The 14095-nt window shown below is 67.7% G+C and carries 2 protein-coding genes; one reads left to right on the top strand and one right to left on the bottom strand.

From position 1 onward, the window contains the following. Nucleotides 1-759, top strand: coding sequence for a thiol:disulfide interchange protein DsbG (gene dsbG, locus AC1MHZ_RS08230; RefSeq protein WP_084854784.1), 759 nt, complete (start codon nucleotides 1-3; stop codon nucleotides 757-759). A 135-nt stretch (nucleotides 760-894) separates the two neighbouring features. On the opposite strand, the gene AC1MHZ_RS08225 is transcribed toward dsbG, so the two are convergent. Beyond that, nucleotides 895-13839 (bottom strand): non-ribosomal peptide synthetase, encoded by a 12945-nt coding sequence (locus tag AC1MHZ_RS08225; RefSeq protein WP_482966241.1) that lies wholly within the window; start codon nucleotides 13837-13839, stop codon nucleotides 895-897. Between the last annotated feature and the right edge of the window lie 256 nt (nucleotides 13840-14095).

Here is a 14095-nt window from a genome sequence, read left to right as displayed (position 1 = left end):
ATGCGATTGAATGCCCTCCTGCCCCTGGCCCTTGGCCTGCTCACTGCCCCCGCGTTGCACGCCGAGGCACTGCCCAAGGCGATCCAGCAACTGCAAGCCAAGGGCGCCGAGATCAAGGGCAGCTTCGATGCGCCCAATGGCCTCAAGGGCTATGCCGCCGCCTACCAGAACAACGGCATCGCCCTGTACCTGACCCCCGACGGCAAGCATGTGCTGGTCGGCAGCCTGTTCGACGAACAGGGCAAGGACCTGAGCGCCGAACCGCTGGAAAAACTGGTATACGCCCCAATGAGCAAGGCCATCTGGGCAAAGATGGAAAAGACCGCCTGGATCGCCGATGGCAAGGCCGACGCGCCCCGCACGGTGTACCTGTTCAGCGACCCCAACTGCCCGTACTGCAACATGTTCTGGCAGCAGGCGCGGCCTTGGGTCGAGTCGGGCAAGGTGCAGCTGCGCCACATCATGGTCGGCATCATCCGCGAAGACAGCCCTGGCAAGTCGGCGGCGCTGCTGGCCGCCAAGGACCCGGCCAAGGCGCTGCAGCAACATGAGAAGGCCGGCAAGGCCAGCACCCTCAAGCCGCTGGAGAACATCCCCGAGGCGGTGCGCAAGCAGTTGGAGGGCAACCTGGCGCTGATGGAAGAGATGGGCCTGGCGGCAACGCCGGCGATCTTCTACCAGGATGAGCAAGGCCGCCTGCAGAGCCAGCAAGGGGCGCCACGGCCGGAGATGCTGGGGCAGATCCTGGGCAAGCGCTGACCATCCGCTTCAACGCTGCCCCTTGTGGGAGCGGGCTTGTCCCGCGATCAAGGGCAAAGCCCTTGCCATGCAGCCGCAATGGCAGGGCCGCCCAATCGCGGGACAAGCCCGCTCCTACAAGGATGGACAAGGCGCTTACAACCCCTCCAGCTCCGCCATCAGGTCACTGAGCCGGTCAACCTTGTCATCGTCCAGCACGCGCGCCTCCAGCCCACGCACGTAGTCGGCCAATACTTCCACCGTACTGCACTCGAACATCGCCCGCAGCGGCACGTTCAACTGCAACTGCTTCTGCACCCGCGACGCAATCTGGGTGGCCAGCAATGAATGCCCGCCCAACTCGAAGAAGTTGTCGCGCACCCCAACCCGTTCGGCCTTGAGCACGTCGGCCCAGATCCCGGCCAGGGTTTGCTCCAGCGCGTCTCGCGGCGCCAGGTAGGCCTGGCTGTGCTGGCTGCCGATGTCGATGGCTGGCAGGGCCTTGCGGTCGAGCTTGCCGTTGGCGTTGTGCGGCAGGCTGTCGAGCCAGGCCCAATGCAGCGGCACCATGTAATCTGGAAGCTCCGCGCGCAGGCGTCGCTTGAGCTGTTCCAGCAGCGCGGCGTCGGCCGTGACATGCGGGTGCGCCACCAAATAACCCACCAGGTGTTTGCCGTTGATGCCCTCCTGCACGCCTACCGCCGCATCGCGGACCTCAACCTGCTCATGCAGGCGCGCCTCGATCTCGCCCAGCTCGATCCGATAACCGCGGATCTTCACCTGGTGGTCGATACGGCCCACGTATTCGAGCACACCATCGGCGCGGCGCCTGGCCAGGTCACCGGTGCGATACAGCCGCTCGCCTGGCTCGCCGTAGGGATGCGGCACGAACGCCAGCGCGGTGCGCACCGGGTCGCCCACATACCCGCGACCGACACCTGTCCCGGCGACGCACAGCTCACCCACTGCCCCCACCGGCACCAGCCTCTGCGCCTCGTCGAGCAGGTACAGGCGGTTGTTGTCGGTCGGCATGCCGATCGGCAGGTAGCTGCCCTGGGTGGACGCCGCATCGACCTGGAAAAACGCCACATCGTCCGAGCATTCCGCCGGGCCGTAGGCATTGACCAGGCCGATGCCCGGATAGCGCTGCAGCCACTGGGCCGCCAGCTCGGGCGGCATGGCTTCGCCGGTCGGTAGCATCCAGCGCAGGTCGCCCAGGTCTCGCTGTTCGTCGGCCAACATGCCCTGGATCAGCGACGGCACGCTCTCCAGCACCGTGATGCCGGTGGCCTGCACGTGTGTCAGCAGCCCTTGCGGATCCTGGGCGATGCTGTTGGGCACGATCTCCACCCGGGCACCGAACAGCGGCGCGGCGAGGAACTGCCAGACCGAGATGTCGAAGCTCTGGGAGGCGGTCTGGGCGATCACGTCCCGCGCATCGAGCGTGAGGTACGGCACCTTGCTCAGCTGGTTGTTGAGCATGCCGCGCTGTTCGACCATCACGCCTTTGGGCAGGCCGGTGGAGCCGGAGGTATAGATCACGTAGGCCAGGTTGTCCGGCGCACTGTGGATGCCCGGGTTGTGGCTGGCGACCTGGCTGGCTTGCACCTGCTCCCAGACCAGCAGCTTCGGGCGTACCGCACCGCCGACCTCGTCCAGCAGTTGCCGGGCCTGCTCGGCACAGGCCGCCGAGCACACCAGTACCGGCGTGCGGCTGAGCTCGACGATGCGTTGCAGGCGCGCCGAGGGCAGGCCTGGGTCCAGCGGCAGGTAGCCGGCGCCTGCCTTGAAGCTGCCGATGATCATGCCCAGCAGCGCCAGGCCCCGCTCGGCCAGCAGCGCCACCGGCTGGTCGATGCCCACGCCGGCGGCCACCAGGGCATGGCCCAGGCGGTTGGCGGCGAGGTTCAGCCCGGCATAGTCGTAGCTGGCATCCAGGCAGCGGGCGACCGTGCGCTGCGGGTGCGCCGCGACCTGTGCCTCGAACAGCGCCACGTAGCTCTGCGCCAACGGGTAGGCCTGCTCGGTACGGTTGCAGTCCTCCAGCAGGAAGCGCTGTTGCTGCTGGCCTAGCAGCGCCAGCTCGGCCATCTCGCCGTCGAACCCGTCCACCAGTGCCAGCAGCAGGCGCTTGAAGTCGGCCAGCAGGCGCTCGACGGTCGGGAAATCGAAATAGCGTTGGTCGAACGACAGGTGCAGGCCCAGATCGTCGGCGGGGTAGCACACCGCGGTCAACGGGAAGTTGGTGTGGGTGCGACCCGAATCGGAGCTGGCATTGAGGTGCTGGGCATGGTCCAGCACCGCCGTTTCCACCGGTGCGTTCTCGAACACGAACAGGCTGTCGAACAGTGGCTGGCCCTTGGGCAGCTCGCTGCAGTCCTGGATCGCCACCAGCGGCAGGTATTCATGCTCACGCAGCTCCATGTTGCACGCCAGCAGGCCTTGCAGCCACTGGCGCACGCTTTGCCGTTGGCCCGGTTCGGGCAGTCGCACACGCAAAGCGACGCTGTTGATGAACAGCCCGACCGTGCGCTGCATCTGTGGCAGGCTCACCGGGCGCCCGGCCACGGTGACGCCGAAGACCACGTCGCGCTCGCCGCTGTAGCTGGCCAGCACCAGGGCCCAGGCCGCCTGGGCGAAGGTGTTGACGGTCAGTTGATGGGCCTGGGCCAGCTCGCGCAGCCGCACCCCATCGCGGACGTCCAGGCGGGTATGGCAGTCACCGACGACCATGCCGTCACCGGCGTGGTCATGGCGCAGCGGCCGGTCGCTGGGGAGGGCCGTGGCACGCTCGAAGCCGGCCAGGTTGCGCTGCCACCACTGGCGCGCCTCGTCCGGGTCCTGGCGCTGCAGCCAGCCGATGTAGTCGCGGTAGCGCGGCGGCACCGGCAACTGGGCCTGGCGGCCTTCGCCCAGGGCCTGGTAGATCTCGAAGAAATCGTTCATCAGCAACGAGCGGCACCAGGCATCGATGAGGATGTGGTGGTTGCTCATCATGAACCAGTAGCGCGCATCGGCGATCCGCACCAGGCGCAGGTGGAAAGGCGCCTCACGCAGCAGGTCGAAGCCGGCCTCGCGCTCCTGCTTGTGCAAGGCCTGCAGGCGCGCCTCCTGTGCCGGCGCATCCAGGCCGCGCCAGTCCTGGTAGTCGACCGGCGTATGGCCCGGCTTGTGGATGATCTGCAGCATCGATTCGCCCGCATTCCAGCTGAACGACGCGCGCAGGGCCTCGTGGCGCGCCACCACGGCCTGCCAGGCCTGGGCGAAGCGCTCGGGGTCCAGGGCGCTGTCGATGCGATAGCGGTCCTGCATGTAGTAGATGCCGGTGCCCGGCTCCAGCAGCGTATGCAGTAGCAGGCCTTCCTGCATCGGCGTCAGCGGGTAGACGTCTTCGATCCGGGCCGCCGGTACCGGCAAGGCATCGATCTGGGCCTGGGTCAGTTGCGCCAGCGGGAAGTCCGACGGCGTGAAGCTGCCGTTGCCATCGGCCAGGCAGTGGCCGACCAAGGCCAGCAATTCCTGGCGATAGGCCTCGGCCAGCGCGGCGATGGTCGCCGCTTCGTAGCGTTCGGCGCTGAAGGTCCAGCGCAATTGCAGCGCACCGCCATACACCTGACCATCGATGCCGAGCCAGTTGGGCAATGGCGCATCCAGATCGTGGGCCTGGCCTGTTAGCGCATCCAGCGGCTGGAACAGCGCCGCGTCGTCGAATTGCTGGTCGAACTGGCCCAGGTAGTTGAACGTGACCCGCGCCTGGGGCAACGCGGCCATGGCCTCTCGCCCGGCATCGTCGGCCAGGTAGCGTAGCACGCCATGACCCAGCCCCTTGTGCGGCACCTGGCGCAGCTGCTCCTTGATGGCCTTGATGGAGCCGGCACGGGCCAGGTCGTCGTCGCCGGCCTGAGGACTCAGGCACAGCGGGTAGGCATTGGTGAACCAGCCGACACTGCGGGTCAGGTCCATATCCTCGAACAGCCCGTCACGGCCATGGCCCTCCAGTTGCACCAACACCTCGCTGTCACCGCTCCAGCGGCACAAGGTACGTGCCAGGGCGGTAAGCAACAGGTCGTTGACCTGGGTGTGGTACGCCGCAGGTGCCTGCTGCAGCAGTTGACGGGTCTGCGCCACGTCCAGGTTGATGGTCAGGGTACGTGCATGGCGATAGAGATTGCCGCCCTGCGGGTGGTCGCACGGCAACTCACGGCGGGCGGTGCCCAGCTGGCCTTGCCACCAATCGAGCTCGTCACGCAGCGAGTCGCTGCTGGCATAGCTGGCCAGGCGTGCGGCCCAGTCGCCCAGGGTATGGGTCTTGGCGGCCAGGGGTTGGCCTCGGTAGAGCGCCTGCAGGTCTTCGAGCAGCACGCGCCAGGACACGCCATCCACCACCAGGTGATGGATCACCAGCAACAGGCGCTGGGCGCCCTGTCCGTCGCTGACCAGCAAGGCACGCAGCAGCGGCCCCTCGACCAGGTCGAGGCTGCGTTGCACATCGGTGTACAGGGCCTGGCAGTCGTCCAGATCAGCCACGGTGGCGAGCCACAGCAACTGATGCGTGGCCGGCTGGGCATACTCGGCCTGCCACCGGCCATCGGCCTGGGTGAAGCGCAGGCGCAGGCTGTCGTGGTGTACCAGCAAGGCCCCCAGGGCGCGCTCCAGTGCCTCGGCCTGCAACGGCTGGCGGATGCCCAGCAACACCGCCTGGTTCCAATGTTGGGGCCGGATGACGTCACTGTCGAAGAACCAGTGCTGGATCGGCGTCAAGGCACTGCGCCCCTGGCGCGGGCCCTGCTCGACCTGGCTGGCGCGCTCGCTGCGGCTGACCACCGCGGCCAGGGCCTGGATGGTCTGGTGCTGGAACAGGTCCCGAGGGGTGAAATGCAGGCCCAGCTGGCGGGCACGGCTGACCACCTGGATCGACAGGATCGAATCGCCGCCCAGCTCGAAGAAGTTGTCGTGCACGCCGACGCGGGCAAGGTTGAGCACCTCGCCCCAGACCTGCGCCAGTTGCTGCTCCAACGCGTTGGCCGGGGCTTGGTACTGCTGACGTGCCAGGGCAAGGTCCGGCATGGGCAAGGCGCGGCGGTCGAGCTTGCCGTTGCCCATCAACGGCAGGCTGCCCAACAGCACCAGGTGCGTGGGCACCATGTAGTCCGGCAGGTGCTGCCGGGCATGGGCCTTGACCGCCTCGCGCAGGCTGGCCTGGGCATCCTGGTCGGCGTCGGCCTGTGGGCAGACGAGGTACCCCACCAGTTGCTTGCCACCCGGCAGGTCCAGCGCCAGCACCACCGCCTCGGCCACATCGGCATGTTCCTGCAGGCGGCTCTCGATCTCGCCCAGCTCGATGCGGAAGCCGCGGATCTTCACCTGTTGGTCGGCCCGCCCGATATACTCCACCAGGCCATCAGTGCGCAGGCGCACCAGGTCGCCCGTGCGGTACAAACGCCCGCCCTCACGGCTGAACGGGTCGGCGATGAAGCGCTCGGCCGACAGCCCCGGCCGGTCATGATAGCCCTGGGCCAAGCCGACGCCACCGACATACAGCTCACCGATGCCACCCTGGGGCAGCACGGCCAGGTTCTCATCGAGGATGAACGCCGTGCGCGCACCGATCACTCGGCCGATGGGTACGCTGCCGGCGTCCACGGGCAACTGCTCGGGCGCCAGGCAAGCCAGGGGCATGACCACGGTCTCGGTCGGCCCGTAGGCGTTGAAGAACTGCTGGGGCGCGAATGCTTGGCGAATGCGCTGCAGATGCTCGCCGGTCAACGCCTCGCCGCCGGTGATCACCAGGCGCACCGGCAGGCGCTCGCCCTGCCCGGCCAGGTGCTGGGCCAACTGGCTGCCATAGCTGGGCGTGAAGCCCAGGATGTTCACCTGCTGCTCGCGCACCAACTGGCAGATGTCCTCGGCGCCCCACTGGCCCTGGCCACGCAGCACCACCCGGGCACCGCAGAGCAATGGCGCCAGCAGGCGCTCGGTGGCGGCATCGAAGTTGATCGAATAGAAATGCAGCTCGCAGTCGTCGCTGCGCATGCCGAACGCCGCGATCACCGCCTGGCAGTGCATGGCGATCTCGCCATGGCTGACCACCACGCCCTTGGGTTTGCCGGTGGAGCCGGAGGTGTAGATCAGGTACGCCTGGTGTTGCGGCAGGTTGAGGTTGTCCAGCGGCGCATCGCTGTAGCCGGCCAACGATGCGCTATCGTCCTCCAGGCACCATTGCGTCACACCGTGCGGCAACGCGCCCAGGGCGTCGAGCAGCGCACGCTGGCCGAGCAGCAGGCCGATGCGGCTGTCCTCGATCATGTAGCGCAGGCGGTCGAGCGGGTACTCGGGGTCCAGCGGCACATAGGCCCCCCCAGCCTTGAGGATCGCCAGCAGGCCCACGACCATTTCCAGCGAACGCTCCAGTGCAAGGCCTACGCGCACCTGCGGGCCGACACCGCGCTCGCGCAGGGCACGGGCCAGGCGATTGGCCTGCTGGTCCAGCTCGGCATAGCTCAGGTGCTCGCCGGCGAAGGTCAGCGCCCGGGCCTGCGGGGTGCGCACGGTCTGGGCGGCGAACAACCCGTGGAGGGTCTGGCCGGGCTCGAATGCCTGCTCACCCTGGAGCTGGCTGACCAGCACCTGCTGCTCGGCGCGACCCAGCATCGGCAGCTCGCACAGGCGCAGGCTCGGGTCGTCCAGCAGGCCGACCAATACCTGTTGCCAGTGCTCGGCCATGCGGGCGATGCGCGGTTCGTCGAACAGGTCGCAGCTGTAGGTCAGGCAGCAGCCGAGGCGCCCATCCAAGTCGGTGACCTCCAGGTAGAGGTCGAACTTGGTGGCGTTGGCATCGTTGACCAGGTAATCCACGGTCATGCCCGACAACGTTCGACGTTGCTGGAAGGCCCAGCGCTGCACGTTGCACATCACCTGGAACAGCGGGTTGTAGGCGCTGCTGCGTGGCGGCTGCAGCGCATCGACCAGTTGCTCGAAAGGCAGGTCCTGATGCGACTGGCCTTCGATCACCGTGCGTCGCACCTGCTCGAGCAATTCGGCGGCGGTCATCTGCCCGTCCAGCTCACAGCGCAGCACCTGGGTGTTGAGGAAGGCACCGATCAGGCCTTCGCTTTCCGGGCGGATACGGTTGGCCACCGGCGCGCCGATGCGCAGGTCGTGCTGGCCGCTGTAGCGGTGCAGCACAGCGGCCAGCGTCGCCGTCATGGTCATGAACAGGGTCAGGCCACGCGCACTGTTGAAGGCGTGCACGCGTGCGACCAAAGCAGGGTCCAGGTCGAAGCGGTAGAGCGCGCCGCGGTGGCTCTGCACGGCGGGGCGCGGTCGGTCCGAGGGCAGCGCCAGCACCGGGTGGTCGTCACCCAGGCGGGCTTTCCAATAGGCCAGCTGGCGTTCCCCTTCCCCGCTTTCCAGCCATTGGCGCTGCCACACGCTGTAGTCCAGGTACTGCACCGGCAACGGCGCCAGCGGCGATTCGCGCTCGTCGACGAACGCTTCGTACAACTCGCCCAGCTCGCGGGCGAAGATGTCCATGGCCCAGCCTTCGGTGACGATGTGGTGCAGGGTCAGCACGAAGTAGTGCTCGCGCTCGTCGGCCTTGACCAGGCAGGCGCGCAACAGCGGGCCGCGCTCCAGGTCGAACGGCTGGTGCGCCTGCTCGTCGGCCAGCTGTCGCAGGCGCTGCTGGCGAACCTCGGCGGCCAGCATCGAGAAATCATGCCAGTGCACTGACAACGGGCGGTCCTCGGCCACGCACTGGCAAGGCACGCCATCAATACTGGGGAAGGTCGTACGCAGGGTTTCATGGCGCACGATCAACGCCTGCAAGGCGCGCTCGAACGCATCCACATGCAGCACGCCGCACAGCCGCGCCATGCCGCCGACGTTATACGCCGGGCTGTCCGGCGCCATCTGCCAGAGGAACCACATGCGCTGCTGCGAGTACGACAGCGGCACCGCCTGGCGACGGTCGACCCGGGCGATGGCCCCTTGCCGGTTGTGCCCGCCGGCCGCCTGGATGCGTGCGATCTCCGCGCAGAACATGCCCAGCTCGCGGGCCTCGAACAAGGCCTTGAGCGGCAGCTCGATATCCAGCGCCTGGCGCGTGCGCGAAACGATCTGGGTGGCCAGCAGCGAGTGACCGCCCAAGGCGAAGAAGTCATCCTGCATGCCTACCCGCGGCAACTTCAGCACCTCACGCCAGATCGCCGCCACCTGTTGTTGCAAGGCGCCCTGCGGCTCGACATGGGCACGCTGCTGCCAGACCGGTGCCGGCAACGCCTTGCGATCGACCTTGCCACTCGGCCCCAGGGGCATCCAGGCCAGGTGCACCAGTTGCGCCGGCACCATGTAGGCCGGCAGGCGCGCCGTCAGGGCGGCGAGCAGCGCCTCGGACTGTTCGACACCGCTGTAGTAGCCCACCAGTTGTGCGCCGGCATCATCCTGGTGGATCAGCACCACTGCCTGGTCGACCCCTGGATGGGCCAGCAGGCAGGCCTGGACTTCCTCGGGCTCGACCCGGAAGCCTCGCACCTTCACTTGCTGATCGAGGCGCCCGAGATACTCCAGGGCGCCGAGCTGCACCTGCCAGCGGGCACGGTCGCCACTGCGGTAGAGGCGCTCGCCGTTACCGTCCGGCCGGGGCACGAAGCGCTCGGCGGTAAGCCCTGGGCGGCCCAGGTAACCGCGGGCCAGGCCCGCTCCGCCCAGGCACAGCTCACCTGGCACGCCGGGGGCGGTCAGCTCCAGCTCAGCGTCCAACACCTGGCACAACACATTGGCCAATGGGCGACCGATGGGTGAGCGCAAACCATCCTGCGCTCGGCAATGCCAGTGGGTGACATTGATCGCGGTCTCGGTCGGGCCGTAGCGGTTGTGCAACTGCACCTGCGGCAGCACTTGCAGTACGCGGTCGCGCAGGTTGGCCGAGAGTGCCTCGCCGCCGGAGAACACCCGGCGCAGGCTGGTGCAGCCAAGCACCAGTGGCTCCTGGATGAACACCTGCAACAACGGCGGTACGAAATGCAGCGTGGTCACGCCATGGGCCTGCACCAGCTCGGCGATACGCCGGGGGTCGCGATGCTCTCCGGGGCCGGCCAGCACCAGTGTGCACCCCTGGGCCAGCGGCCAGAAGCACTCCCACACCGACACGTCGAAACTGATCGGCGCCTTTTGCATCAGGACGTCGCTGTCATCCAGGGCGTAGGTGCCCTGCATCCATTGCAGGCGCTCGGCCAGGGCCGCATGGGTAGTGCCCACGCCCTTGGGTTGGCCGGTGGAACCGGAGGTGTAGATCACATAGGCCAGGTTGTCGCCGTCCAGGTGCAGGCCTGGGGTGTGGCTCGGCCAGCTGTCCAGGTGCAGCTGGTCCAGGGCGAGGGTGCCGACCCCAGCCACCCGAGGCAGGCGCGGGAGCAGGTCGCTGTGGCTGAGCAGCAGGCCGGCCTTGCTGTCGGCCAGCATGTAGGCCAGGCGCTCGGCCGGGTAATCGGTGTCCAGCGGTACGTAGGCACCGCCGGCCTTGAGGATGGCCAGCAGGCCGACCATCAGCTGTGGCGAGCGCTCCAGGGCGATGGCCACGCAGGTATCAGGGCCAACGCCCTTGTCGCGCAGGTAATGGGCCAGGCGATTGGCCTGCTGGTGCAGCGTGGCATAGTCGAGGCTGCCGCCGTCCCACGCCAGGGCGGTGCGGGTCGGTGTCAGGCGTGCCTGGTCATTGAGCTGCTCCACCAGCAGGCGGTGCGCCTTCGGTGCCGGCGCCTGCCCCCAGGCCAGCAACTGAGCACGATCGGCCTCGTCGAGCAATGAAATCTGGCCCAAGGCCAGCTGCGGATTGGCGCAGACCTGCTCCAGCAAGGCCAGCAACTGCCCGGCCAGGCGCTCGATGGTGGTTGCCTCGAACAGGTCGGCGGCATAGTCGAAGGCCAGGCTCAGCCGCCCCTGGTGGTCCTGCTCGCTGTGCAATTGCAGGTCGAACTTCGCTTCGCGGCTATGCCAGGGCAGCTCTTCGGCGAGCAGGCCCGGCAAGCGGCGCAGGGCCGAGAGGTTCCGCTGCTGGTGGTTGAACATGACCTGGAACAAGCCCTGCTCGCGGGCGTCGGGCAATGTCTCGAGCAGTTGCTCGAACGGCAGGTCCTGGTTGGCCTGGGCTTGCAGCGTGGCATCGCGTACCTGGGCCAGCAACTGGTCGAATGGCAGGCGGCCATGGACCTGGGCGCGCAGCACCTGGGTGTTGATGAAGAAGCCGACCATGCCTTGGGTTTCCAGGCGCGGGCGGTTGGCGTTGGGCACGCCCACACGGATATCGCCCTGGCCTGTGTAGCGGTGCAGCAAGCCTTGCCAGGCCGCCAGCAACACCATGAACAGGCTGGCGTGCTGTTCCTGTGCCAGGTTGCCCAGGGCTGCCGTCAACCTGGCCGGCACCTTGACACTCAAACGAGCCGCCCGGGGCTCGCGCTGCGCGGAACGCGGGTGGTCGGGGCACAGGTCCAGCACCTTTGATTCGTCGCCCAGTCGCGCCTTCCAATAGGCCAACTGCCGCGCCGCCTCACCGCCGGCCAGCCATTGGCGTTGCCACTGGCCATAGTCGGCATGGCCCAGGGGCAACGGTGCCAGCTCGGCCTGCTGGCCTTGGCAATGGGCGGCATACAGCCTGGCGAACTCGTCGAGCAGGATATTCAGCGACCAGCCATCGGCCACGATGTGGTGCAGCGTCACCCACAATTGATGATCGTCATCGCCCAGTCGCGCCAGGGTGACCCGCAGCAGCGGCCCCTGGGTGAGATCGAAGGGTTGGCGGGCCTCGACCTCGCGACGGGCCGCCACCTGTTCGGGATCGAGCCCCTGCAGATCGATGCGCTGCAGGTCGAAGACGGCCTCAGGCATGACCTGCTGCAGGCCCTGGCCATCCACTTCGCAAAAACGCGTGCGCAACGATTCGTGTCGCGCCACCAATGCCTGGAAGCTGGCCTGCAATGCCGCCTCGTCCAGCTCGCCGCGCAGGTGCAAGCCGGCGGGGATGTTGTAGGCGGCGGACTGCGGCTCCAGTTGCCAGACCAGCCACAGACGGTTCTGTGCCAGGGTTTGCGGATGGGCCTGGGCAGGGTCCAGGGCAGTGATCGCTTGCCTGCCAGGGCCGCCCTTGGCCAGCACGGCAGCCACCGCATCGCTGTAGGCGGCCAGCGTCGGCGCCTCGAACAGGGTACGCACGCCCAGGTCGATGCCCAGCTCATCGGCCAGGCGCGCCGTCACCTGGGTGGCGGCGATGGAGTTACCGCCCAGCAGCAGGAAATGGTCGTCCGGCTCCACCGATTCGACATCGAGCCGCTCGCGCCAGATCGCGGCGATGCGCCGCTGCAGGTCGTCACCGCTTGCTGCCGGTGCGGCCTGCGCCTCGGTGCCGGGGAAACGCGCGTAGCAGTCCAGCCTGCCGTCGGCCATACGCAGGCGGCACGCCGAGCGTTGCAGCTTGCCGCTGGAGGTCTTGGGCAAGGCACCGGGGTTGAGCAACAACACCACCGCCGGGGCCTGGCGGCAGGCATCGGCAGCCACCTGGCGCAGGGTACGGATCAGGTCCTGGGGCTTGGTCGCCTTCTGCACTTTGCGGCTGACCTCCACCGCCACGCCGATGCCCTGCTCGCCCTGATCGTCCACCGCGAACACCGCCACGCGCCCTTTGCGCAAACCTTCGACTTCACGCTCCAGGGTCTTTTCCAGGTCCTGCGGGTAGAGGTTCTGCCCACGCACGATCAACATGTCCTTCAGGCGCCCGGTGACGAACACCTCGCCTGCACGCAGGAAGCCCAGGTCACCGGTACGCAGCCAGCGCTGGCCGTCCTGCTCGACGAACGTCCGGTCACTGGCCTCGGGGTTGCGCCAGTAGCCCAGAGCGATGCTCGGGCCGGCTGCCCAGATCTCCCCAACCTGGTTGTCGCCCAAGACCTGAAGGCGTTGCGGGTCGACGATACGCACGGCATGCCCGGGCTGTGGGTAGCCACAGCTCATCAGCACACTACCCTGCCCCGGCTCGGCGCGGTTGGCGGCGAGCGCCTCGGCATCCAGCGCCAGGGCGGCGATCCCCTGGCCACGCCGGCTGCCACTGACGAACAGGGTCGCCTCGGCCAGACCGTAGCTGGCGAAGAAGCTGGCCGGGTCGAAACCGCAGGGGCGGAACCTGTCGGCGAAGGTGTCCAGGCTGTCTTGGCGGATCGGCTCGGAGCCCGAATACGCCACGCGCCAGCGGCTCAGGTCCAGGCCGGCCAGGGCCGCCTCGCTGACCCGCTCGCTGCACAAGCGGTAGGCGAAGTCCGGGCCACCGCTGATGGTGCCGCCGTATTCGCTGATCGCCTGCAACCACCGCAACGGCCGGGCGAGGAAATAGCCCGGCGACATCAGCACGCAGGGCACGCCGCTGAAGATGGGTTGCAAAAGCCCACCGATCAGGCCCATGTCGTGGTACAGCGGTAACCAGCTGACGATGACATCGTCTGGGTTCAAGTCGATCCCGAAGCCGTGGCGAATCAGTTGTTCGTTGGCCACCAGGTTGCCATGGCTGACTTCCACGCCCTTGGGCTGCGCGGTAGAGCCTGAGGTGTACTGCAGGAACGCGATGTCTTCGCCGGTCAATGCCGGCTCACGCCATTGGCTAGCCAGGGCCAGGTCCAACTCATCCACCGCCAGCAGACCTGGCGCAGCCCCGTCGGCCAGGCCCTGCAGGCTGCTGCGCAACGCCTGCACCGTCAGCAGCAGGCGTGGCTCGGCATCGTCGATGATCGACAGCAAGCGTTCCTGGTGATGCTGGCGCGAAGACTCCGGTGGGTAGGCCGGCACGGCGATGACGCCGGCATACAGGCAGCCGAAGAACGCCGCGACGTAGTCCGGGCCACTGGGGAACAGCAGCACCGCCCGGTCGCCAAGGCCGGCCCGTGCCTGCAAGGCCGCGGCGATGACGCGGGCGCGCAGGTCCAGGTCCCGATAGGTGAGCACGGCCTGCTCGTCGGGATTGTCGGCCAGAAAGCGCAAGGCGATCCGGTCCGGGGTCTGCGCGGCGCGTTGCGCCAGGGCCTGGACCAGCGAGAGCGGGAGTTCGAAGGCGTCCGTCATGAGGGGTTCCTGCCAGTGTCTGGGTGGTTCGCGCCGGGGCGGTGCCACGCCGGTCGGCGGGCAGCGTTCGGCAGCTGGGTGTACACAGGGGACGGATGGGCAGGGGAAATAATTAGACAGCCGCGCGGCGCCGAAGCCGCGGTGGACGCGATGTGCGAACGCGGAAAGTGAACCGGTTCACGCTCCGGGGCTTAGGCGATTTTCTCACGGATATTAATTCTATTTCGCATTTGACAATCATTATCACTGAGAATAG

The sequence above is a fragment of the Pseudomonas sp. FA-1 genome, from assembly GCF_056856075.1.
Note: the sequence above shows the minus strand (reverse complement) of the source record. Positions and strands in the feature narration are given on the sequence as shown.